Below are 22,931 nucleotides of genomic sequence, written 5' to 3'. Positions count from 1 at the left end.
TGCAGCAAACCCTATTGTGCTGCCATGAGTCGCGTCGTTGTTTTAGATGTTGTGCGGAAGCCCTTGCTGCTTCCATTCTTTCGGACCCGGGTGCCAGCGGGATTTCCGTCACCAGCCGAAGACCATTTAGGCGGAAAGCTGGATCTGAATTCCTTACTGCTGCCGCATCCGCATGCCACCTACCTGGTTCGGGTGGAAGGGCACAGCATGACGGGGGGCGAATCGGGCATCCGCGACGGGGCTTTGCTGGCCGTCGACTGCCGCCTGAGTCCGCAACACAACGACGTAATTATTGCGGTAGTGGAGGGGCAGCATACGGTAAAGCGCCTGCTCCGGCGGGGTGAAACCTGGTGGCTGGTGCCCGACAATCCCGCCTATCCTTCTGTACCGCTAAACGGCGAGCCTGATTTATACGACTGCTGGGGCGTTGTAACCCACGTGATAACGGAAGCCCGCCCCGGTCGGCTCTCGCGCTATGTTCGCGTTAGTTGATTGTAACAGCTTCTATGTCAGCTGTGAACAGGCTTTTCAGCCCCGGCTGGCCGGCAAGCCCGTGGTAGTACTTAGCAATAACGACGGCTGCATTGTTTCTCGCTCCTCGGAGGCCAAGGTCATCGGTATTCGCATGGGCATGCCCTATTTCCAGGCCAAACCCCTGCTGGCTCAGCACCACGGGCAGGCCTTCTCGTCCAACTATGCCCTGTACGGGGATATGTCGCGGCGGGTAATGGGGCACTTGGCGGAGGCTGCTCCAGAAATCGAGGTATATTCTATCGACGAAGCTTTTTTGAACCTGACCGGAATGCAGCGCACGGAAAGCCTGGAGGCGTACGGACGACGCCTCCGGCACGAAGTGCTGCAGTACACCCACATTCCGACCTGCATAGGTATAGCCCCGACCAAAACCCTGGCCAAGCTGGCTAATCGGGTAGCCAAGCGCTATGATGCCTGCAACCATGTTCTGCTCTTAGAATCCGCTGAGCAACGGGAGTGGGCACTGAAGCAAGTACCCGTCGAAGAGGTGTGGGGAATCGGGCGGCGCTATGCCCTTAAACTCCACGAGCAGGGCATTACCACGGCAGCTAGCCTGGCCCGCGTCTCCGACGCCTGGGCCCGGAAGCATCTGGGCGGAGTGGTCGGTGCCCGGATTGTGCGCGAGTTGCAAGGACAGTCGTGCCTGGAAATAATTCCTCAGGATACTGATGGCCCCCTTGCGCGGCAGAGTGTGGCTTTTACCCGCAGCTTTGGCACCCCACTAGCGGCTTATCCGCCTTTGGCCGGAGCAGTAGCGGCCTTTACCAGCCGGGCCGCCGAGAAGCTGCGCCGTCAACACAGCGCCACGAATATGCTGACTGTATTCCTGGGCAAGAGCCGATTCGGACCCGAACCACCGCCCTACACGAGTTCGGTCACGCTGAACCTGCCAGTTGCGACGAGCGATACTGCCGAACTGATCCGCTATGCCCAGACGGCGCTAAAAAAATTGTGGCGGCCCAATAGCCACTACCAAAAAGCCGGGGTTGTTTTTGACGGTCTGGAAACGGCGGGCCAGCAGCAGCTGCAGTTGTTTGAGGACGCCGGCCAGGTGGAGCTACGCGTGAGGTTAATGGCCGAACTAGACCAGCTAAATAGCCGCTACGGAGCCGGAACCATAGGATTTGCGGCGGCACTAGCCGGCAAGGAAGAGAGTTGGGCGGGCAAAAAGAACCTGCGCACCCCGGCATATACCACCAGCTTCGAAGAACTCTGGCGTATTAATATGGACGGAAATAGCTTCAGCTAGCTCCGAAACTCTCTGAGTAAGAAGCAAAACTATAACCAACAAAAAAGCCCTTCCGCGGGAAGCAGAAGGGCTTTTTGTGGTAATGGTTGGAATCGAACCAACGACACCAGCATTTTCAGTGCTGTGCTCTACCAACTGAGCTACATTACCAGCTCTGGGCCCCCGTAGGCCGTTATTGCCGTTGGGGAGCACAAAAGTAGTAAAGGAAAATGAACCTGCAAGTCTTCGTGAAAAAAATCTTTCTGCGAGAAAAGCCGTAATTTGTTATGCATAACGAGTATATTTCGGACCTAACCCCAAACCTACCCTTTCCCGTGCACTTCTCTATCCAAAACATCCTCTTCTTGCTCGTTGCGCTGGCAGGCTTCGGTCTGTTTGCGTGGCAGGTTCGCAAGATCCGGGCAAATATCCTCGTCGGGCGCGACCGGGATATGTCGGGCAACGTCAGCGAGCGGCTGAACAAAACCTTGTTGGTGGCCCTTGGTCAGCAAAAGATGTTTAAGCGCATCACGCCCGCCTTGTTACACCTGATTGTGTACGTGGGTTTCATCGTCATCAATATCGAGGTACTCGAAATCATGATTGATGGCATCTTCGGGACCCACCGCGCCCTGAGTTTCCTCGGGCCGTTGTATAGCCTGCTGATGGGCACCAATGAGATTTTGGGTGTGCTCGTGATTATGGCGGCAGTAGCCCTGTGGTGGCGCCGTAATGTGAAGAAGGTGCGGCGCTTCACCGGGCCGGAGCTACGTATGTGGCCCAAGCTGGATGCTGACATTATTCTCTATGTCGAAGTTATTCTGATGACGGCCCTGTTCACGATGAACACCGCCGATTTGAAACTGCACCAGGTGCAGGGCCTGGAACTGCCCGGCGCCTTTCCGATCAGTTCGCTGCTGACAGGGCTGCTACCCAGTAATGTGGCTACCCTGGAAATTCTGGAGCGGGTAGGCTGGTGGGCTCACATTGTGGGTATTCTGGCCTTTCTGAATTATTTGCCCAGCAGTAAGCACTTCCACATTATCATGGCTTTCCCGAACGTGTACTACTCCCGCTTGGTACCCCAGGGGCAGTTTTCGAACGTGGACAGCATCACCCACGAGGTGAAGGCCATGATGGACCCCAGCTACCAAGTGCCGCCGCCCGCTACCAATCCCGACGGCTCGGCCGCGGCCCCTACCCCGTTTGGAGCCAAGGATGTAGATGACCTGGCCTGGACCAATCTGCTGAATGCGTACTCCTGCACCGAGTGCGGCCGCTGCACTTCCGTATGCCCGGCCAACATTACGGGCAAGCTGCTCTCGCCCCGCAAGATCATTATGGATACCCGCGACCGGGTGGAGGAGAAGTACAATTCGCCGCTGATTTTTCAGCCCAACCTCTACGGTACCGAGGCTAAGCACGCCGAACAGGAAGTGCTGGACAAGGAAAGCCACACCCTGCTGCGCGGCTACGTAACGCCCGAGGAACTGTGGGCCTGCACGACCTGCAATGCCTGTGTAGAAGCCTGCCCGGTCAACATCAACCCTTTGGAAAGCATCGTGGAAATGCGCCGCTTCCTGGTGCTGGAGGAGTCGGCGGCGCCGAACTCCCTGAATGTGATGTTCTCCAATATCGAGAACAACGGCGCACCGTGGGCTTTCTCGCCTTCCGACCGTTTCAACTGGGCCGACGAATTATTCGTGGCTGACAAGGCTGTGAAAGCCTAAATGGAGTTGCCGGCTGGCGGCTGGTAATTCCCTCTGACAACTAACAACTGACAACTGTCAACTCAATACAATGGCTGAGCAAACTGCCGCACGTCAAATCAATGTTCCTCTCATGTCCAACCTGGCTGCGGCCGGAGAGGAGCCCGAAATTCTCTTCTGGGTAGGGTGTGCCGGAGCTTTCGACGACCGTTATAAGCGCGTTACCCGGGCTTTCGTCCGGATTCTGGAACACGTAGGCGTGAAATACGCCGTGCTGGGCATGGAAGAAACCTGCACCGGCGACCCGGCCAAGCGGGCCGGCAACGAGTTCCTGTTTCAGATGCAGGCCATGCAGAACATTACCACGTTCGAAGGCTACGGCATTAAGAAAATCGTGACGGCCTGCCCGCACTGCTTCAACACCATCAAAAATGAGTACCCGGCGTTGGGTGGCAACTACGAAGTCATCCACCACAGCACCTTCTTGCAGCAGCTCATCAACGAAGGCCGCGTGGGCGTGGCCGGCGGTGGGGAGTTCAAAGGGCAGCGCATCACGTTCCACGACTCCTGTTACCTGGGCCGGGCCAACGACATCTACGAGGCCCCGCGCGACGTACTAGCAGTTCTGGATGCGGACTTGGTGGAAATGAAGCGCAGCAAAGCCAATGGCCTGTGCTGCGGTGCCGGTGGGGCCCAGATGTGGAAAGAGCCCGAGCCGGGCAAAAAGGACATTAACGTGGAGCGTACCGAGGAAGCTTTGGCGGCCCTGGATGGCAATGCCGCGGCCCTGCACAACCTGCTCGGCGTAGAAAGCGGCAACGCCGGCGCTACGCCAGCACCCCGCAGCGGGGAGCAGCGCAGCATTATTGCCGTGTCGTGCCCTTTCTGCATGACGATGATGAGCGACGGGGTGAAGAATAAGGAGCGCGAAAACAACGTGCAGGTGTTTGACCTGGCCGAGTTAATTGCTACGGCTGAAGGACTAAACGCCTAGCCGGCTAACTGCCTGAGCGCGAGAAAAATTATCTGCTCCTCGTGCCGTTAATAAATCTGCCCCGGTGGAACTTCCAACCGGGGCAGTTTGCGTTTCTACTAACAGGTTGCCGTACTATTGCTGTTGTGACTGTTGTTGGCGAAACCTGCCGCCACACGACTTGACCACCGGGGCACCGTTTTATTACCCTACGCTATGTTTGTACCTTTCTCTGAACTGCCACCCTCGGCCCGCGTCTGGATTTACCAGGCCAGTCGCCCTTTCGCGGCTAGTGAAATAGCCCAAGTTGAACCCGAACTGCAGCGTTTTGCGGCGGAATGGACCAGCCACGGCCGCAACCTGGAGGCGTCGGCGGCTATTCTGCACCACCAGTTTCTCGTCATTGGCCTGAATGAAGCAGTGGCCGATGCCAGTGGCTGCTCCATTGATGCTTCGGTGCGTTTTGTGCGGCTGGTGGAAGAGCGGCTGGGGGTGCAGCTGCTGGAAAAGTCGCAGTTGGCCTTTCTGGTGGACAACCAAATCCAGTTGGTCGACCGGCGGCAGCTGCGGCAAGCCATTGCCGATGGCCACCTAACGGCCCAGACGCCGTACTTCGATAATACGGTGGCCGAACACGGTAAGCTTCGGCAAACCTGGCCGGCTCCGGCCGCAACAACTTGGCTAGCAAAATACTTCTAAGCCAAGAAATGTTTGTTGGCCAAAATCAGAATAATAGGTAAACTTAGTATTATTGCTAGGCTCGAGTTCACATAACGTAGGGCCTGCTACCTTTTCACTCCACCTTCCGGAATCCATGAGGAAACTACTGTTTGTGTGTGCCGCGGCAGGCTCGGCAGCAATGCTAAGCAGCTGTGCTACGACTGGCAACATGAGCAAAGCCGATAAGCGTTTTGCTCGTGGCGAATACGAAACTGCTATTGCGTTATACAAAGCGGACGTAGCTAAGGGCAAGAACATTGCTATGGCTAATTTTCGGGTGGCCGAATCTTACCGGCTTTCCAACCGCGTTGAGCAAGCCGAAAGCTATTACAAGGCGGCGCTTGACGGCGGCATAAAAAACCCGGATGCGGCCTTCTACTACGGGTTGGCCTTGAAAGCCAACGGTAAGTTTGATGAGGCGGCTACGCAGTTTGAGGCGTACACCCAGAGCGGTTCCAACCGCGCCTTGGCCGCCCGGGCCGAAATGGAGGCGAAAAACTCCCGCCTCGGCACCCAGCTGGTGGCCATGAGCACCAACAACGAGGTGATGCCCCTGGATCAGATCAACACGCCTTCGGCAGAGTTTAGCGCTACGCTGATGCCCACGACCAAGGAGTTGGTATTTGCTTCGGGGCGGGAAGGCAAAAAGTACGCTGGCAACGGGGAAGGCTTCAACGACCTGTACGCCATCAAGTTCGACGACGAGGCCAAGATGACCGGCGGTACGGTCCGCAAGCTGGAGCCTACGTTCAATACCGACGATATGCACGAGGCTAGTGCCACCTATTCGCCCGACGGCAAGATGGTGGTATTTGCCCGTTCGAATAACGGCTCGAAGAAAGGCTACCTCAGCGTCGACTTGTGGGCTTCGTTTTTCAAGAACGGCGTGTGGGAAGAGCCCCGGCTCATCAACATCAATGACCGGACCGCCGACGACTTCTCGCCGGTATTCTCGCCCGATGGCCAGACGCTGTACTTTGCCTCGGGCCGCAAGGGCGGACAAGGCGGCAACGACCTCTACAAGGCTACGCTAGGAGCCAATGGCCGCTTTACGGCGGCTGAAAATCTGGGTCCGGAAATCAATACGGCTGGTAACGAGAACTTTCCGGCCGTAGCCCCTGATGGCACGCTGTACTTTTCCTCCGATGGCCATCCGGGCTTAGGTAAGCTGGACATCTTCATGGTGGAAAAAGGCAAGGTCAAAAACCTGGCGGCCCCCATTAATAGCAACGGTGACGATTTTGCGCCCTTCTTCATGGGCAAGGATATGGGCGTTTTTGCCTCCAACCGCTCGGGCGGAAAAGGTAGCGACGACCTGTACATGTTCCGCAAGAAGCCGCTGAAGCTCGTGACCTTCTACGCCGATGGTACCCTGGTGGAGCGCAACGACAAAACCGGCGAAACGCTGCCCGTGGCCAACGAGGCCGTGGCCTTGTTTGACAGCAAGGGCCAAAAGCTGCAGGAAGTTACCTCGGGGCCAGATGGCAAGTTCAGCATCAAGCTCGACTCGGCAGCGGCCAGCTACTCCCTCATTGCCGACCGCGCCGGCTACTTCACCGCTCGGAACGGCGTTAGCACGGTAGGCCGCAAGCCCAGCCAGGCAGAGCTGCCCAACGAGATGAACGACATCAAGGTGCCCGTGACTCTGACGTTGACCAAGATTGTAAAGAACAAAGCCATTGTGGTCGACAATATCTTCTACGACTACAACAAGTGGGATATTCGCTCGGATGCCGCCACGGAGCTGGATAAGCTGGTGCAGACCCTCAATGACAACCCCAAAATCACCATTGAGCTTAGCTCGCACACCGACTCGCGGGGTAAAGATGCCTACAACCAGACTCTGTCGCAGAAACGGGCTCAGTCGGCGGTAGACTATATTATTTCGAAAGGTGTTGATAAGTCCCGGATTACGGCCAAGGGCTACGGAGAAACCCGCCCCGTCATTAAGGCCGCCAAGACGGAAGAGGACTACCAGCGCAACCGTCGCACGGAATTCAAAGTGACTAAGATAGGGGAGTAGTTTTCTGCTCTACACTATTGTTAAAAGTCCTGCTACAGCCTTGTAGCGGGACTTTTTGGTTTTCGTGACAGGCCGTAGCGAAGGGGCCTGCCGCTGGGAAAAGCGCGCCAACAGCTGAGGCGTGGATGAAGTTCCGGAACTGGCACAATCCTTGGATTTATAGCTACTACGGAAGCGGACGAGCCGCTTTACCGAAAGCTCTTGTTGCCATGAAAAAGGCACTACTCCTCTGCTTCAGTCTGCTGCTGTTGCTGGCTACCGATCTTCAGGCTGCCCCGGCCAATGTGAATTTTGCTTCCGAGCGGGGTATTCCCTTTCAGCTCGTCTTCGACGGCCGGGCCCTGACGCGCGGCGGCGCCCGGCAAGTGCACATCGACCGGCTGGTACCAGGTTACCACATGGCCGAATTCTTTATTCCCACCGGCTACGGACGTTCCATCAGCTACCGCACCCGCGTGTTTCTCGACCCGGGCCTGGAAACGAGCTATGTGCTCGTAACGCGGCAGGGCTACCCACCCGTGCTCCGTAAGGTAGCGGCCGTGCCCCTGTATGGCGGCCCTCGCGGAGGATATGGGCCCCGGGGCGGCTACGACCCGCGCTACGATGATAGAGGTGGCCGTAATGATGGCTACTACGATGATTCGTACGGCAATAATGACAACGGGGGCAACTCTGGCAACTCAGGGTATGGCAACGGCAACGGAGGTTACAACAATGGCGGCTACAGTAACCCCTACGACAACAACGGACAGTATCCTGGGGGCTCGGTGAGCCAGTACCGCCAAATGCAGGCCCAGGATGTCGATGCCCTGGTCAGCACGGTGCGTGGCAAGTCCTTCGACAGCAGCCGGCTCGCGGTAGCCAAGCAAGCCCTCGAACAGACGGTAATTCGAGCCGATGATTTGAAACAACTCCTAAGCGCCATGGACTTTGAGAATTCACGAGTAGAGTTGGCCAAGTTTGCTTATCCGCACGTGGCAGATCAGCAGAACTTCTACCGCGTATACGACGCATTTCAGTTTGAATCCAGTGTGCGGGAAGTGCAAGAAGCTACCAAGCGTTAATCCGGCGGCCCCTTCCAGATACAGAAAAGGCTCCTGCAGCAATGCAGGAGCCTTTTCTGTATTCGGGATTTTCAACCTAGCGTAGGCGGTCCATCGAGCGTACCAACTGTTCGTCGCGGCGAATAAAACGGTTGGCTAGCAGATTCAGCAGCAAGGCTACCGTGGGTAGATAAAAACCGGCTTCGTAAGAGCCCGGGATTTTGATGTTGAGCATTTGCTCGCCCACACCGGAATAATAGAAGCAGGCGCCCAGGGTTGCCGTAATCAGCAGCAGGTTCAGCATGCCCAGCTTGAGCTGGGTGAAACGGTTACGGAACTGAGAAATTTCAAACAGGGCCACCGCGGCCGAAATCAGGGCCAGGGCCGCAATAGCGTAGGTGTTGGTCGGGACTGACATGCCCGCATCGGCGTGGGCGTAGGTGAGCTTGGTGGCCGTCAGGACCAGTTCCTGGCCGCTGGCTGGGTCGAGTTTGCTCCAGATCGGGAGAAACACCACGCTTATCATGGCTAGTGCCAGCAAGAAGAGAAATACGCTTTGAATTCTTTGTATCATCTTTGTTGTTATGAAACTCTGCCCCATGCACTCTTACGCACTGGGCTAGCAAAAGTAGCCAACAACGACCGGAATAACCGCATTCAAGAAAATGCCAACTGCTTATATCGTGGACGCCGTCCGCACCCCAATTGCCAAATTTGCCGGTGCCCTCAGCAGCGTACGTCCCGACGACTTGGCCGCGCACGTGCTGCGTGAGCTCTTACGCCGAAATCCATCCGTGGACAAGGCCGCTGTAGAAGATGTAATTATGGGCGCGGCCAACCAGGCCGGCGAAGACAACCGCAATGTGGCCCGCATGGCGGCCCTGCTGGCGGGCCTGCCCATCACTGTGCCCGGCGTGACCGTGAATCGCCTCTGCGCTTCGGGCCTGCAAAGCATCATGGATGCTTCGCGGGCAATTATGAGCGGGGAAGGAGATATTTACCTGGCCGGAGGCTCTGAGAGCATGACGCGCGCGCCCTTCGTGATGGCCAAGTCGGAAACAGCGTTCGGGCGTGAGCTTACCGCCCACGACACGACCCTGGGCTGGCGTTTCGTGAACCAGAAGCTTTCCAAGATGCACCACCCGTACGCCATGGGTGAAACGGCCGAAATCGTGGCCCGCAAGTATGGCATTTCGCGACAGGAGCAGGACGAGTTTGCCTTCAACTCCCAGCGCAAGTACCAGCGGGCTTTGGAAAAAGGACGTTTTCGCCGCGAAATTGTGCCGGTGTTCGTGCCGAATCCTAAAGGCGACACCGCGCTGTTCGACACCGATGAGCCACCCCGCTTGTCGTCGATGGAAAAGCTGGCCAGCATCCGGCCCGCCTTCCAGCCCGTGGATGGTACCGTAACGGCGGGCAACTCGGCGGGCATCAACGATGGCGCCGCCGCGGTGATGGTAGTGAGCGAAGAAACGCTGAAGCGCTATAACCTCAAGCCGATGGCCCGGATTGTCTGCTCCGCCGTGGCGGGCGTCGATCCGTCGGTGATGGGCGTGGGGCCGGTGCCGGCCACCAAGAAGGTGCTGCAGCGCGCCGGGCTGACCATCAACGACCTGGACCTGATTGAATTAAACGAGGCCTTTGCCGCCCAGAGCATTGCCTGCCTACGCGACCTGGAACTGGACCCCGACAAGGTGAATGTGAACGGGGGTTCTATTGCCATTGGTCACCCGCTGGGTGCCAGTGGGGCGCGAATCACGGCCACGCTCCTGCACGAGATGCAGCGGCGCGACAACGTCCGCTACGGCCTCGTGACGATGTGCGTCGGGGTAGGGCAGGGCGCGGCTACCATTTTCGAGAAACTGTAGTCTAAGCTTCCGCAAGCGCATGGCCGACACCCCGCTTCGTCCCACGCTTGCTGTCCCGCTGCCCGGGGTACGGCTGCGTCCCTGGCACCTGCACGATGCCCCGGTGCTGGCTGAACAGGCCAATGACCGGGGTATCTGGGAAAACCTGCGGGACATCTTTCCCCACCCGTACCGGTTGGAAGATGCCTACTGGTATATCGGGCTGACCACGGACCCGGCCTCCACGGATATTCACCTGGCTATTGAGGTAGCGGGCGAAGCCGTGGGGGCCATCAGTGTGTTGTTCAAAGACGATATCAACCGGTGTAGCGCCGAAATTGGGTACTGGCTGGGGCGGGGCTACTGGGGCCGCGGCATTGTGCCCGAGGCCGTAAAGGTGCTGACGCAGTACACCTTCGCTCATTTCGAGGTGAGCCGGCTCTACGCGGAAATCTTTGCCCGTAATACCGGCTCAGCCCGCGTGCTGACCAAGGCCGGCTACCAGTTCGAGGCTCGCCTGCACAAAAGCATCGTGAAGGAGGGGATTGTGCAGGATGCGCTGCTGTTCGCTACGCTCAAATCGTAGTTGCTGGTTGTTAGACTTATGTAGCAACTAACAATGGAAAGCTAACAACTGACAACCAACAACTACCAACTAGAATCCTTTGCGCTACTTTCTTCATCTCGCCTACGAAGGCACTCAGTACCACGGCTGGCAGGTGCAGCCCAACACCCTCACGGTGCAGCTGGAGCTGGAGCGGTGCTTAACCCAGGTGCTGCGCCAGCCGATTCATATTCTGGGTAGTGGCCGCACCGATACCGGCGTGCACGCCAGCCACCAGGTAGCACACTTCGACGCCGAAATTCCGGCCGCCCTGGATGAGGCCACCGTGGTGTACCGCCTGAATCGGGCCTTGCCCAAGGATATTGCCGTGCGCCTGCTGCACCCGGTGCCCGAGCGTGCCCATGCCCGTTTCGATGCCGAAGCCCGCACCTACGAGTATCACGTGCGCCTCGTGCCCGACCCGTTCAGCGTACACCACAGCCTGTATCTGGACCGGGCGCCCGACGTGGCGGCTATGAATGAAGCCGCCGCTTCTATGCTGGGGTCGTTCGACTTTACCAGCTTTTCGAAAGTAAAGGGCGGCGAAAATCACTACGTCTGCGTTTGCTACGAAGCCGGCTGGCACCCTACGCCCGGCGGCCTAGTGTTCCGCATTCGGGCCAACCGCTTCGTGCGCGGTATGGTGCGTTTGGTGGTGGGAACTCTGCTGATGGTGGGCCGCGGCAAGATCACGCCGGCCGAGTTCAAAGCCATTCTCTTGGCGCAGAGCCGGGTTGATGCCGGTGGGGCGGCCCCCGCCCAAGGGTTGTTTTTGAGCCGGGTAGAGTACCCGCCGGAGTTGGTGCCAACGCCAGCCTTGCCCGTTGAAACGCCGTATTTTGTGACGCGGTAAGCTAGCCAAACCGGCGCCGTAACTTTCCGGTGGCTGGCGTGGTTAGTGCTGTTCGCCGCTTCCTCTCTCAAAACCCGCCCTACGTGGAACAAGCTACTACTGCCACCAAAACCGGCAATATTTTCGACTGGCAAGTGCTGCGGCGCCTGATGACGTACGTGCGGCCCTACCAGCGGATTTTCTACTTCCTGATATTTCTGACCGTCGCTACGGCGGCTTTGGGCACGCTGCGGCCGTTTCTGATTCAGCGCATGGTCGATGTTAGCATCGAGCAGGGCGACATGCTGGGGCTGAACAAAATGTTTATCCTGCTGCTGGTGCTGCTGGTGGTTCATTCCCTGGTCAGCTACCTGCAAACCTACTTCGGGGGCTGGCTTGGTCAGTACATCGTGCGCGATATTCGGGTCGACCTCTACAAGCACATTCTGGATCTGCGGCTGAAGTTCTTCGACCGCACACCCATCGGCGTGCTCGTCACGCGCAATATCTCCGACGTGGAAACTCTCTCGGATGTATTCAGTGAAGGCTTGGCCGCCATGATTGGCGACATTCTGCAGCTGCTCTTTATCATGGGCTTCATGTTCTGGATTGACTGGCGCCTCACGCTGGTCAGCCTTTCGGTAATTCCGCCCCTGCTCTACAGCACTTACGTGTTCAAGGAGAAAGTAAAAACCTCGTTTCAGGAAGTGCGCACGGCCGTGGCCAACCTCAACTCCTTCGTGCAAGAGCACCTGACGGGCATGAACGTGGTGCAGATTTTCAATAATGAGGAGCGCGAATACCGCAAGTTCAAGGCCATCAATCAGGAGCATACCCGGGCCAACATCCGCTCGGTACTCTACTACAGCGTGTACTTTCCGGTGGCCGAAGTGCTGGCCGCCGTGGGTGTCGGTCTGCTGGTGTGGTACGCCGCTCAGGGGCAGATTGAAGGCACGATTTCCAAAGGGGCTCTCATTGCCTTCATCATGTATAATGCCTTGTTCTTCCGGCCCATTCGCCAGATTGCCGACCGGTTCAACACCCTGCAGCTGGGCCTGGTAAGCACGGAGCGGTTGTTGAAGCTGCTCGACAGCAAGGAACTCATTGCCGACAACGGCACCTACGCCCCGGCCACGATTCGCGGGGATGTGGAATTCGACAAGGTCTGGTTTGCCTACAATGACGAGGAATACGTGCTGCGCGACGTGAGTTTTGAAGTAAAAGCCGGCCAAACCATAGCCTTCGTCGGTGCTACGGGCGCGGGCAAAACCAGCATCATCAACCTGCTCAGCCGCTTCTACGAAATCAACAAGGGCACGATTTCCGTCGATGGCCACGACCTGCGCGAGTACGACCTCAAAGAGCTGCGCCGTCATATCGGGGTGGTGCTGCAGGACGTGTTCCTGTTTGCCGGCACCATTCAGGACAACATTACCCTGGGCAACCAGGACATCACCGAAGAGCAGATATGGGCCGCCGCCGACTTAGTCGGCGCCCGCCGGTTTATTGAGCGCCTACCCGGCGGCCTGCAGTACCCGGTGATGGAACGGGGCGCCACGCTGTCAGTGGGGCAGCGCCAGCTGATTTCCTTTGTGCGGGCCATGGTCTACCAGCCCCGCATCATTATCCTGGACGAAGCCACCTCGTCAGTCGACTCCGAAACCGAAGAACTGATTCAGCAGGCCATTGAGAAGCTGATGCAGGGCCGCACTTCCCTGGTTATTGCCCACCGTCTGAGCACCATCCAGAAAGCCGACCGGATCATTGTGCTGGATCGGGGCGAAATCAAGGAGGCCGGCACCCACGAGGAATTGCTGCGCCACGGCGGCTTCTACCAGCAGCTCTACCAGATGCAGTACAAAGACGCCCTCAATACTCCCGCCGAATAACCTCGTATCATGACCCGCTGGCTTTTCCTGCTGATTTTCCTTTTTACCATTGCCACTGCCATCGTCTACGCCTACGTGGGCGGCTTCAAGGAGCCCGTGGTAACGCTTACGACCACCAAAGCCCCCGTCTTTTTAGCCGGTCAGTCGTTTTATGGCTCTGCCAACGATGAAAAATTCGGCCCCTTGTTTCGCAGTGTAAAAGAAGCCAAAGACCAAGGCAAGCTACGCGGCGAGCTGGCTAATATCTACTACAACGACCCCGAAAAGGCCCGCGACACCGTGCGAGCCTTCATTGGTATGGTCGTGGCCGATACCGTGTCGCAGCAGCTGCCGGCCGGCTACCGGTACCGCGCGTTTGCCGCCGGGCAGCGCGTGGTGCAGGCCCGCATTACGGCTAGCTACCTGATAGCGCCCAACAAGCTCTACCCCGCCATAACGGACGCCGTGAAGCAGCAGAAGCTCACGCCGCGCCACGTATACCTGGAGCGGTTCCCGGAGCAGGGCGAATCGGAAGTGCTGGCCGTAGTGGAATAGGCGAGGAAGCGTGTAGACTAAAACAAAAAGGCCCGTGGTGCATGCACCACGGGCCTTTTTGGCGTTTCTGACAAAGAGCGGTTAGTCGCGGCCCAGGTAGAAGGCTGCTCCCAGGTTTAGGCTGGCCAGCCCCAGGCCAACTTCGAAGCGGCTTTGGGAAGACTCTACATCAGGCATGCTCCCCCGCCCGGGCGTTTCAAGAGTGTTGCGGGAGTACGTCAGGCCCTGCAGGCTAACTTCCAAGCCAATCTTGTTGCTGGGAAAATAAGCAAAGCCTGGTGAGAGCTGCCCAAAGAAGCCATGGCCTTTCTGCTCGGCATCGTTGGGAATAGTGGTAGGGTCGGAGTACGAATACTTCAGGCTCTGATACCCGCCCGCCAGATGCCCAAAGAAAGCGGCGTGCTCACCCACAAACTTGTAGTAGCGCGCTACGGGGCCAATAGCAAATGATTGCTGGGTGTTTTCCCGCTCGTCAACCTTTCGGGGAGTACCAGTGCCGCTGGTCGGGAGGCTGTAGATCGGGCTCGTCGCTTTGTTCCGCCCATATCCCAGGCTCAAGCCCAGCAGCAGATTCTCGGCCACGAAGTAGCCAACGGTGGGTCTGATAGTAAAAGAGCTCATTTTACCGGTTTCGTATTGGGAGCTGCCGGCGCCGGGAAACGTAGATTCCGTCGTTTCGTGGGAATAGCCCACCGAGCCGCCCAGGTAGATAGTGCCGGCTCCAATCTGGGCGTGGGCAGCGGTTGACAACAGGCTCAGGCCAATAGCGCTGATAAGAAGTTTGTGCATGGTAATGAAGTAAGAAAAATACAGGTAGGTGTGCGAATTGTGGCTATAACGGCACTACAGACCGGATATAGTATAGGTTGTATAAATAAATTCTGCTGAGTTGGCACAAAAGAAAAACGCCTCGTGGAGTTGCTTCCACGAGGCGTTGAAAAACTGCGAGTCGGGGTGGCAGGATTCGAACCTACGACCTCGTCGTCCCGAACGACGCGCGCTACCGGGCTGCGCTACACCCCGAATTCCGGACTGCGTAAAATCCAGTATTCAGTAAAATTACCGCCGAAAAAAGCCTCCAGACCGAAGTCTGGAGGCTTTTCGAACAGTAAACTGTTCCGTCGGAGTGGCAGGATTCGAACCTACGACCTCCAGCACCCCATGCTGGCGCGATACCAGGCTACGCTACACCCCGAGGAATCGAGTCACAAAGGTAAGAGAGATTTTTAATGGCAAGCAATATCCGACCAGATCTTTTTTGAAAAAACCGCCTCGGTTCTGATAGCAGCTTGAGTATAAGGGACTTTATTTGCTCAGGTTTTTATGGCTTTACCAAGTCAAGGGTAGGCTTTGGGGTTAGGCATACGGTTTGCCGACGACCTTGCATCGGTCTATTGCTACTTGCCTTGAGCAAGTAGCGGGTGAAAATGAGGCTGATACGACTTCGGGAACGGTTGAGAGTGATAGAAACCACTGAGGATTTTTTACCTTTACTTACATAATGAAATGTCGATGTCTACGTTTGGGGCGGGTATGAAAACGGTTATTGTAACTCTTGGCTTAGGAATGCTACTAGGGCTGAACTCAGCGCAGGCCCAAACAAAGCCGGCAGCTAAGGCTCCGGCCAAAGCTCCCGCGGCGGCGGTGAAGCCAGCTTCGGCGAAGCCCGTCGCGGCTGGTGCAGCGGCGTCCGTAAAGCCCGAGGCCGACAAGCCGGCCCCGCCGGAGCTGATCACCAGTAAGATGGAAACTGCCGCGCCCTCGACGGATGCCATCAAGGTGCGCGTTGATACTAATCCGCTGACCAAGCGCCTTATCGTGCGCACCAATGCCACGGGTCCGACGCGGGTAGAAGTCAACGACGCTAACGGTCGTCCCGTTATCACCCGCGACCTGATTGCCGGTGACGAGGCTACGACCTTAGACGTAAGTCAGCTGCCGGCCGGTTACTACATCGTGCAGTGTACTTCGGGCACCCGCAGTGGCATGCGCCGCGTGATGGTAGGTCAGTAACTCAGAAAATTCAGCTAGTACAAGCCCTTGCGAATCTGACTCGCAAGGGCTTTTGTTTGAGTAGCGGGCTAGCTTAGGCTACCAGCAGTCAGGCTTTACTCACTCGTATGAACCCATGACAAGCCCATCTAATCTTTCGTATTGGGAGCACCAGAGCTTTCTGCAGGGCTTCGACATCGTGGTTGTCGGCGGCGGTATCGTGGGGCTTACGGCGGCCATCTATGCCCGGCAACGCCGGCCCAAAGCTCGCATAGCAGTGCTGGAACGAGCCAGCTTACCCGACGGGGCCAGCACTAAGAATGCGGGGTTTGCTTGCTTTGGTAGCATATCGGAACTGCTAGAGCAGGAAAAGAAAAGCGGTACGGCGGCATTGCTGGCCGTAGTGCAGGCGCGCTGGGAAGGGTTGGAGCTGTTGCGCACCCTGGTGGGCGACGACGCGCTGCAGTACGAAGCAGTAGGAGGATACGAGCTGTTTCGACCGGCTGATATGGAGTTGGCTACCATCTGTCGGCAGCATATTCCGTATTTCAACGACCTGCTGGCCCCCATGATTGGTACCGAGCCTATTTACCGGGACGCCAGTATTGACTTACCCGCTACGGGTCTGGCCGGCGTGGAGGTGATGCTGGAAAACCGGGCAGAAGGGGCCTTGAACACGGGCTCTATGATGCGGGCCTTACTCAAACGGGCCTGGCTCGACGACATTGTGGTGCTGCATGGCTGCCTGGTTACGCAGCTGGAACCCGGCGCCCCCCGCGTGAAGTTGCATACCTCCTGGGCCCTGCTGGAAGCCGAACAGGTAGTGCTGGCGACCAACGCCTTCAGCCGGCAGTTTTTTCCGGCGCTAGATGTAACTCCTGGCCGCGGCCAGGTGCTGGTCACCGAGCCCCTGCCGGGGCTACAGCTGCCCGGAACGTTTCACTACGACAAGGGCTATTATTACTTCCGGCAGGTCGGCAGCCGTATTCTGCTGGGCGGGGGGCGCAACCTAGACTTTGCCGGGGAAGCTACTACGGATTCGGGCCTGACGGAGCTGGTGCAAACGGCCCTGGAGCGTCTGTTGCACGAGGTGATTCTGCCTGGTCGCCGGCCCCGGATTGACTACCGCTGGAGTGGCACCATGGCCTTTGGAGCCGAGCTAGCTCCCCTCATTGGGCCTCTGGCGCCCGGTATAGTGGGGGCGTTGCGTTGCAATGGCATGGGTGTCGCCATGGGGGCCAGAACGGGCCGGCAAGTGGCCGAAATGCTGGGCTGAACACCGGGTAGAAAGAACGAGCTGCAACCCCTGACATACATTCAATAAAGGTATTATACGACTGGTTAGTAATGTTTTTACGATTTTCTCCGGGGCAAAGCGGCTGGCGTGCCGTGGCTACAGTTGGGTGGGGGCTGGTGGTAATGGTATGGAGCCTGGGCCGCTGCAATGAGGCGCAGGCCCAGTGTGCTACCCTGAATCTGCAGGCGCCTCATTGGGAGCTGGTATTTGCCGATGAGTTTGACAAGCCCACGTTGAATGACACGCTCTGGACAACTGTTCCCGGCGGGCTGGTGCCTTATCAAGGCAAGTACCCCGGCTGGGGGAGCGAGTATTTTCCCCAACCCGGCGACTCGGATTATGACAGCCGCCTGCTGACTATCACGCCAAATGACGCATCGGACCCAACGGTGAAAGGAGTGCTGCACCTGACGGCTCTTCCCCTCCCCGTGGCTGATTCTGTCCGTCATAGCCTGAATCACAAGGGTGCGGACCAGCCCCGCTCGGCCAGATACAAGTCGGCTATGATTCGTTCAAGGAAGGACTATCCGGCCTATGGGGCGTATATCATGCGGGCCCGGCTGCCTCGGGCCCGGGATTATCAGGCCTGGCCCACGTTCTGGCTGTGGTCGTGCGGAACGGAGATTGACATCCTGGACGGCGTCGGGGTGGACAAGCAGAAACGGGCGTCCTACCTGGTCAACGTAATCGACAACATTGACGTCAAAACCGTGGTGCCGGAGCCCAATACCTGCTTTGCCGGCCCCTTCGCTTATCCGGAGTTGGTGAACGGCACGCCCGGCACCAAGCAGCAGAGCCCCTACAACCAGCAGGACCCCAAGCATCGGGGCCTTTTCCGGCGAAAATCTTCCTTTGATACGGATTACAACACGTACGCCATGGTCTGGACGCCGGAGAAAGTCGTTTTCTACTTCAACGAAACCGCTGTTTTCACCGTGCCCCGCAGCGACGTAAGAACCCTGCCCAAGTGGCACTCTATCCTGGTCACAATGCAGATGTTTATCAAGGCCAGTAAGCAGAAGGCCTACACGATGGATGTAGACTATATCCGGGTATACAAAACCAAAATGTTGAAAGCGGATGGCGTTACGCCGAATTACGAGGCTATTCGCTGCGAATAGTAGCCGGGTGCAGACCACACGAAAGCCGTCAGCCCGCGTAGTGTCTATAAAAAACGCTACGCGGGCTGACGGCTGGTTGTAGTAGCAACTGATTAGGCCTCCTCGTTCTGCAATTGCCGCTCGTAAAGGGCCCGGTAGAGGCCGTTTTCGTCTTCCATCAGGGCCTCGTGGGTGCCGTGCTGCACAATCACGCCGTCGTCGAGCACCAGGATTTCGTCGGCCAGCTTCACCGACGAGACCCGGTGGGAGATAATCAGGCTGGTACGGTTGTGCATGATGCGCTGCAGGCTGTTGAGAATGGCGTTTTCGGTATTGGTATCTACCGCCGACAGGGAGTCGTCGAGAATCAGGATTTTGGGCTCCTTCACCAACGCCCGGGCAATGCTGACGCGCTGCTTTTGCCCGCCCGAGAGCGTAATGCCCCGCTCCCCGAGCTTGGTGTCGAAGCCTTCGGGGAAGCGGATGATGTTGTCGTAGACGTTGGCATCCTTGGCCGCCTGCTGCATCCGCTCCTCGCTGGGGTTATCGAGGCCGAAGTTGATGTTGTTGCGGATGCTGTCCGAGAAGAGGAACACGTCCTGGGGCACGTAGCCGATTTGCTCCCGCAACGAGTTCAGGGAAAAGTCGCGTACGTCCACGCTGTCCACGCTGATCTGGCCTTCCGTGACGTCGTAGAGGCGGCAGAGCAGGGCGGCAATGGTGCTCTTGCCCGAGCCGGTGTTGCCGATGACGGCCAGTGTCTGGCCGGGGTGAATGCGGAACGAGACGTCGCGCAGGGCCTGAATGCCGGTGTCGGGGTAGGTGAACGAGACGTGGTCAAAGACGATGTCGCCCTGGATTTCCCGCCGGATGTTCTGGCGCGAAACGATGTCGGTCTGCTGGTGCATGAACTCGTTGATGCGGGCCTGGGAGGCTTCGGCGCGCTGGACCAGGGAAGAAGTCCAGCCCAGGGCCGTAACGGGCCAGGTCAGCAGGTTCACGTAGATCAGGAACTCGGCAATGCTGCCCGTGGTAATGGTGCCGCGGATAACTTCCTGCCCGCCGACCCAGACCGTGACGATGGTGCTGATGCCGATAAGGAACAGAATCAGGGGAAAAAACAGGGAGTTGACGAAGTTCAGGCTCAGCGACTTCTCCTTGTAGTTGTCGGAGGCCACGGTAAACTGCTGGTGAGAGTCGTCCTCACGCACGAAGGACTTGAGCACCCGGATGCCCGAAAACGACTCCTGCACGAAGGTCGTCATGGCCGCCAACGAGCGTTGAATCTCGTCGGATTTGCGCTCAATCAGGTTGTTGACGTAGTAGATGCTTACCGACAGAATCGGCAGCGGAATCAGCGTGTAGAGGGTCAGCTTCACGTTCACCATCAGCATGAGCGGGATGATGAGCAGGAAGAGAATGACCAGCTGCATAAAATACATCAGCGCCGGCCCGATGTACATGCGCACCCGCCCCACGTCTTCCGAAATGCGCGACATCAAGTCGCCGGTGTTGTGGCGGCGGTAGAAGCTCAGGGGCAGGGACTGGTAGTGCTGGAAGATTTCGTTTTTCTGGTCGTTTTCCACGTGCCGGCTCATTACAATGAGCGTCTGGCGCATGAAAAACAGGAAGATGCCGCGCAGCAAGGCCATCAGCACGATGAGCAGGCCATAGAGTAGCACGTTGCGGCCGAAGAGTTCATACACCCCGCTCTGGGCCCGGGTGCCGGCGTAGAGGTGGTAGAGGTCGATGCCTTCGCCCACCAAATCGAAGGCGTAGCGCACAATCTGGGCCGGGAAAATGGCGAGCAGCGTGGACAGGGCCACGAACAAAACGCCGCCCAGAAAATGCCATTTGTAGCGGTACAGGTACTTATTGGTAGCGGATAATGCGCGCACGGCAGCAGGAGTTAGGGCAGGTTAAGAAGCCGTGACCTTTCCGGCAAATCCGGAAGGGTAGGGTGCCCGGCTAGGAAAAATTGGGTACTTTTGCACCCGAATTGAACAGACTACGCGCCCGTTCGTTCAAAGATACAACACCCGACCCCACCCATCTTCCCACCCTTTTTTTCAGTTTACTCAAATGGTTGAAATCCAAACGCTGGCCGATACGTCGGTCTTCGGTCAGATTGCCGAGCATCAGCACGAGCAGGTTGTCTTCTGCCACGACCACGAAACCGGTTTGCGGGCCATCATCGGCATCCACAACACCGTGCTCGGTCCGGCCCTGGGCGGTACCCGCATGTGGCACTACGCCTCCGACATGGAAGCCCTGAACGACGTGCTCCGCCTCTCGCGCGGCATGACCTACAAGGCGGCCATTTCGGGCCTGAACCTGGGTGGGGGCAAAGCCGTCATCATCGGCGACGCCAAAACGCAAAAGACCGAAGCCCTGCTGCGCAAGTTCGGCCGCTTCGTCAAGAACCTGAACGGCAAGTACATCACGGCCGAAGATGTGAACATGACCACCAAGGACATGGAGTACATCCGAATGGAAACCAAGCACGTGGCGGGCCTGCCCGAAAGCATGGGCGGCTCCGGCGACCCGTCGCCGGTAACGGCCTACGGCACTTACATGGGCATGAAGGCTGCCGCCAAAAAAGCGTTTGGCTCGGAAAGCCTCTCGGGCAAGCGCATTGCCGTGCAGGGTGTGGGCCACGTGGGCACCTACCTGCTCGAGTACCTGCAGAAGGAAGGCGCCAAGCTGGTGCTGACCGATTACTATGAAGACCGCGCCCTGGAAGCTGCCGCCCGTTTCGGCGCCGTAGCTGTGGGCCTGGACGAAATTTACGACCAGGACGTGGACATCTACTCGCCCTGCGCTCTGGGAGCCACCATCAACGACGACACCATTGACCGGCTCAAGTGCCGCGTTATTGCCGGCTGCGCCAACAACCAGCTCAAGAACGAGGACATCCACGGCCCCGAGCTCGTGGAGCGCGGCATCGTGTACGCCCCCGACTTTTTGATCAATGCCGGTGGCCTGATTAACGTATATTCCGAAGTGGTAGGCAGCAGCCGGCAGGCCGCGCTTACCCAGACCGAAAAGATTTTCGACTACACCACCCAGGTGCTCAACAAAGCCGAGCAGGAGGGAAGTCACCCCCAGAAAGCTGCCATCCGGCAGGCCGAGGAGCGTATTGCTTCGCTCGGTAAAGTCAAATCAACTTATTAACCTTTGAGGAAAAGAACGTCATTCCGAACGCAGTGAGGAATCTCGCGTGCTGAGGTTGCCAGAGTAATCTGACTACCATTGCCTGCAAGATGTCTCGCCAAGGCTCGACATGACGTTCTTTTCGCCTCAATTCCTCAACAAGATGCTCAATCGTCGCACGCTCCGCATTAAGGTTATGCAGGCCTTGTACGCTTATCATCAGGCCGTTGGGTCTGATTTTATGCTGGCCCAGGACCGCATTGCGGATGCCTTTGCCCCCGACCTGAATGCCCCCGAAGCCCAGGACCGCAAGCTGCTGAAAGGGCAGCAGAAAATGGCCGAGGCTATTTTCCGGGAGTGGCACAAGGGCGGCTCGGCCGCCGAAGTCGAGAAAATCGACGACAAGGAGGTGAACGACGCCGTAGCCGACGCCATCAGCTTCTACCAGAAGGCCAAGGCCAAGGACGGCACGTTCTACGCCGGCCAGATGGTGCACGGCGCCGAAAGCATCCACACCCAGTATTTGCACCTGCTCAACCTGCCGGATGCGTTGCTGCGCGTGATTGAGGAAGAAAAGCAGCGCGAAGCCCGCCGCTTCACGCCTTCCAAGGAAACCCCCTTGGACACGACTCGCTTCGAGGAAAACCAGGTAATTCAGAAGCTCGTCGGCAATAAGCAGCTGCTCGACCTGACCATCCGGCGCAACGCCCAATGGACCGGCGAGGACGACATGGAAGCCCTGCGCAAAGCCTGGCGCAACGAAATCAAGCCCGACGCGGAGTTTCAGAGCTACCTGGCCGCCCCGGCTGGCAACTACGCCGAAGACCAGGAGCTGCTCAAGTACCTCTACAAGAACTTCGTCTTCAAGGGCGAATCCCTGCCGGCTTACCTCGACGAGGACGACCAGAACTGGGAAGAAAACCGCTCGGTGGTCAAGAACCTGGTGGTCAAGACCCTGAAGATGCTCGACGAGGCTGCCGACGAAAATCTGGAGTTGATGTCCCTATCGGCCAACTGGGTCGACGACAAGGGGTTTGCCGAGACGCTCTACAAGCAAACCCTGGCCGACGACGAGCGGTACGAGAAGCTCATTGCCGAGTCAGTACAGAACTGGGACGTGGAGCGCGTGGCCCTCACCGACAAGATTCTGCTGAAAATGGCGCTCTGCGAAATGCACCTTTTCCGCGGTATCCCCGTGAAAGTCACCATCAACGAGTATATCGAAATCAGCAAAATGTACAGCACGCCCAAGAGCAAGCAGTTTGTGAACGGTATTCTCGATAAATTGGCCCAGGACTTGACCGCCAGCGGCGCCATCCGCAAGTCGGGCCGGGGCTTGCTCGACAACCAGTAAACTGGCCTGTCGGGCCCCGGAGCAACCTGAACCGCGCCCAGTGCGTTGTTGACTACACATTTTCCATCCATTCTCCCACCTCGCCACTCCTTTCTAGCC

The 22,931-nt window shown here is 57.8% G+C and carries 20 protein-coding genes and 3 tRNA genes; 17 read left to right on the top strand and 6 right to left on the bottom strand.

The window, feature by feature from the left end; translation table 11 throughout:
* Positions 1-24 precede the first annotated feature (24 nt).
* Together E5K02_RS17460 and E5K02_RS17455 are read left to right on the top strand one after the other, a co-directional pair.
* On the top strand, positions 25-492 hold the full coding sequence (locus E5K02_RS17460; protein WP_135396488.1) for a LexA family protein: 468 nt from the start codon (positions 25-27) through the stop codon (positions 490-492).
* Complete coding sequence (locus E5K02_RS17455) at positions 476-1,783, top strand: Y-family DNA polymerase (protein ID WP_135396487.1); 1,308 nt, start codon at positions 476-478, stop codon at positions 1,781-1,783. Before E5K02_RS17460 ends, E5K02_RS17455 begins: the two co-directional genes overlap by 17 nt.
* A gap of 77 nt (positions 1,784-1,860) precedes the next feature.
* On the opposite strand, the gene E5K02_RS17450 is transcribed toward E5K02_RS17455, so the two are convergent.
* Positions 1,861-1,933 (bottom strand) — tRNA-Phe (locus tag E5K02_RS17450).
* A gap of 164 nt (positions 1,934-2,097) precedes the next feature.
* Here E5K02_RS17450 and E5K02_RS17445 point away from each other — a divergent pair.
* The 5 genes from E5K02_RS17445 to E5K02_RS17425 all read left to right on the top strand — a co-directional run bounded on the left by E5K02_RS17445 (position 2,098) and on the right by E5K02_RS17425 (position 8,251).
* On the top strand, positions 2,098-3,492 hold the full coding sequence (locus E5K02_RS17445) for a 4Fe-4S dicluster domain-containing protein (RefSeq protein WP_240737335.1): 1,395 nt from the start codon (positions 2,098-2,100) through the stop codon (positions 3,490-3,492).
* 112 nt (positions 3,493-3,604) lie between these two features.
* Positions 3,605-4,465: a (Fe-S)-binding protein gene (locus E5K02_RS17440; RefSeq protein ID WP_135396485.1), complete on the top strand. Its 861-nt coding sequence runs from the start codon at positions 3,605-3,607 to the stop codon at positions 4,463-4,465.
* A gap of 195 nt (positions 4,466-4,660) precedes the next feature.
* Entirely contained in the window at positions 4,661-5,143 is a 483-nt protein-coding gene (locus tag E5K02_RS17435; RefSeq protein ID WP_135396484.1) for a hypothetical protein, read from the top strand.
* A gap of 115 nt (positions 5,144-5,258) precedes the next feature.
* Entirely contained in the window at positions 5,259-7,187 is a 1,929-nt protein-coding gene (locus E5K02_RS17430) for an OmpA family protein (protein ID WP_240737334.1), read from the top strand.
* A gap of 209 nt (positions 7,188-7,396) precedes the next feature.
* Entirely contained in the window at positions 7,397-8,251 is an 855-nt protein-coding gene (locus tag E5K02_RS17425) for a DUF4476 domain-containing protein (protein WP_135396483.1), read from the top strand.
* Between the two features lie 76 nt (positions 8,252-8,327).
* Here E5K02_RS17425 and E5K02_RS17420 read toward each other — a convergent pair whose 3' ends face one another.
* Entirely contained in the window at positions 8,328-8,804 is a 477-nt protein-coding gene (locus E5K02_RS17420; RefSeq protein WP_135396482.1) for a DUF4293 domain-containing protein, read from the bottom strand.
* A 91-nt stretch (positions 8,805-8,895) separates the two neighbouring features.
* On the opposite strand from E5K02_RS17420, the gene E5K02_RS17415 reads away from it, so the two are divergent.
* The 5 genes from E5K02_RS17415 (at position 8,896) to E5K02_RS17395 (ending at position 13,936) form a co-directional block, all read left to right on the top strand.
* Positions 8,896-10,098 (top strand): thiolase family protein, encoded by a 1,203-nt coding sequence (locus E5K02_RS17415; protein ID WP_135396481.1) that lies wholly within the window; start codon positions 8,896-8,898, stop codon positions 10,096-10,098.
* A 19-nt stretch (positions 10,099-10,117) separates the two neighbouring features.
* Complete coding sequence (locus tag E5K02_RS17410) at positions 10,118-10,663, top strand: GNAT family N-acetyltransferase (RefSeq protein ID WP_135396480.1); 546 nt, start codon at positions 10,118-10,120, stop codon at positions 10,661-10,663.
* Between the two features lie 79 nt (positions 10,664-10,742).
* The gene (gene truA, locus E5K02_RS17405; protein WP_135396479.1) at positions 10,743-11,534 is read left to right on the top strand and encodes a tRNA pseudouridine(38-40) synthase TruA; all 792 of its coding nucleotides are present in this window, start codon (positions 10,743-10,745) and stop codon (positions 11,532-11,534) included.
* Positions 11,535-11,683: 149 nt separating this feature from the next.
* Complete coding sequence (locus tag E5K02_RS17400; RefSeq protein WP_135396697.1) at positions 11,684-13,402, top strand: ABC transporter ATP-binding protein; 1,719 nt, start codon at positions 11,684-11,686, stop codon at positions 13,400-13,402.
* A 9-nt stretch (positions 13,403-13,411) separates the two neighbouring features.
* The gene (locus E5K02_RS17395) at positions 13,412-13,936 is read left to right on the top strand and encodes a hypothetical protein (RefSeq protein ID WP_135396478.1); all 525 of its coding nucleotides are present in this window, start codon (positions 13,412-13,414) and stop codon (positions 13,934-13,936) included.
* Between the two features lie 81 nt (positions 13,937-14,017).
* Here the strand turns inward: E5K02_RS17395 and E5K02_RS17390 are convergent, their stop codons facing one another.
* From E5K02_RS17390 to E5K02_RS17380, 3 genes are all read right to left on the bottom strand, one after another.
* Positions 14,018-14,725 (bottom strand): outer membrane beta-barrel protein, encoded by a 708-nt coding sequence (locus E5K02_RS17390; RefSeq protein ID WP_135396477.1) that lies wholly within the window; start codon positions 14,723-14,725, stop codon positions 14,018-14,020.
* Between the two features lie 160 nt (positions 14,726-14,885).
* A tRNA-Pro gene (locus E5K02_RS17385) sits at positions 14,886-14,959 on the bottom strand.
* Positions 14,960-15,057: 98 nt separating this feature from the next.
* Positions 15,058-15,131 (bottom strand) — tRNA-Pro (locus E5K02_RS17380).
* Positions 15,132-15,469: 338 nt separating this feature from the next.
* On the opposite strand from E5K02_RS17380, the gene E5K02_RS17375 reads away from it, so the two are divergent.
* The 3 genes from E5K02_RS17375 to E5K02_RS17365 all read left to right on the top strand — a co-directional run bounded on the left by E5K02_RS17375 (position 15,470) and on the right by E5K02_RS17365 (position 18,346).
* Positions 15,470-15,949: a T9SS type A sorting domain-containing protein gene (locus E5K02_RS17375; protein WP_167856471.1), complete on the top strand. Its 480-nt coding sequence runs from the start codon at positions 15,470-15,472 to the stop codon at positions 15,947-15,949.
* 115 nt (positions 15,950-16,064) lie between these two features.
* Positions 16,065-17,204 carry an NAD(P)/FAD-dependent oxidoreductase gene (locus tag E5K02_RS17370; protein WP_135396475.1) on the top strand — a complete coding sequence of 380 codons (1,140 nt, stop codon included), beginning with the start codon at positions 16,065-16,067 and terminating at the stop codon, positions 17,202-17,204.
* Between the two features lie 113 nt (positions 17,205-17,317).
* Positions 17,318-18,346: a glycoside hydrolase family 16 protein gene (locus E5K02_RS17365; protein WP_167856470.1), complete on the top strand. Its 1,029-nt coding sequence runs from the start codon at positions 17,318-17,320 to the stop codon at positions 18,344-18,346.
* A gap of 92 nt (positions 18,347-18,438) precedes the next feature.
* Here E5K02_RS17365 and E5K02_RS17360 read toward each other — a convergent pair whose 3' ends face one another.
* The gene (locus tag E5K02_RS17360; RefSeq protein ID WP_135396473.1) at positions 18,439-20,223 is read right to left on the bottom strand and encodes an ABC transporter ATP-binding protein; all 1,785 of its coding nucleotides are present in this window, start codon (positions 20,221-20,223) and stop codon (positions 18,439-18,441) included.
* A 184-nt stretch (positions 20,224-20,407) separates the two neighbouring features.
* Between E5K02_RS17360 and E5K02_RS17355 the strand changes: the two genes are divergently transcribed.
* The gene (locus tag E5K02_RS17355; RefSeq protein WP_135396472.1) at positions 20,408-21,499 is read left to right on the top strand and encodes a Glu/Leu/Phe/Val dehydrogenase dimerization domain-containing protein; all 1,092 of its coding nucleotides are present in this window, start codon (positions 20,408-20,410) and stop codon (positions 21,497-21,499) included.
* A gap of 142 nt (positions 21,500-21,641) precedes the next feature.
* Positions 21,642-22,832: a transcription antitermination factor NusB gene (gene nusB / locus E5K02_RS17350; protein WP_135396696.1), complete on the top strand. Its 1,191-nt coding sequence runs from the start codon at positions 21,642-21,644 to the stop codon at positions 22,830-22,832.
* The last annotated feature ends 99 nt before the right edge of the window (positions 22,833-22,931 follow it).

It is taken from the genome of Hymenobacter metallicola, from assembly GCF_004745645.1.
GTDB lineage: Bacteria > Bacteroidota > Bacteroidia > Cytophagales > Hymenobacteraceae > Hymenobacter > Hymenobacter metallicola.
Note: the sequence above shows the minus strand (reverse complement) of the source record. Positions and strands in the feature narration are given on the sequence as shown.